Annotated in this window: 1 pseudogene; it reads right to left on the bottom strand. The window is 68.9% G+C overall.

The window, feature by feature from the left end:
* Positions 1-273 (bottom strand): annotated as a pseudogene (locus E0702_RS17400) (signal recognition particle-docking protein FtsY); the annotation flags it as partial.

Below are 273 nucleotides of genomic sequence, written 5' to 3'. Positions count from 1 at the left end.
GGCCCGTGGTGGCGTCCAGCACCAGCAGGGTGTTGTGTGGCGCGGTCTCGTCCACCTTGCGGATCACCCGGACGATCTTGGCCAGCTCTTCCATCAGGTCGGCGCGATTTTGCAGCCGCCCGGCAGTGTCGATCATCAACAGGTCCGCGCCCGAGGCCTGCGCCTGCTTGATCGCATCGAAAGCCAAAGAGGCCGGGTCGGACCCCTCGGGGGCTGTCAGCACCGGCACCCCGGCCCGGTCGCCCCAGACCTGCAACTGTTCGACCGCCGCCG

This window comes from Halomonas marinisediminis, assembly GCF_004347715.1.
Classification (GTDB): domain Bacteria; phylum Pseudomonadota; class Gammaproteobacteria; order Pseudomonadales; family Halomonadaceae; genus Halomonas; species Halomonas icarae.
This window is presented reverse-complemented; position numbering and strand designations above follow the sequence as displayed.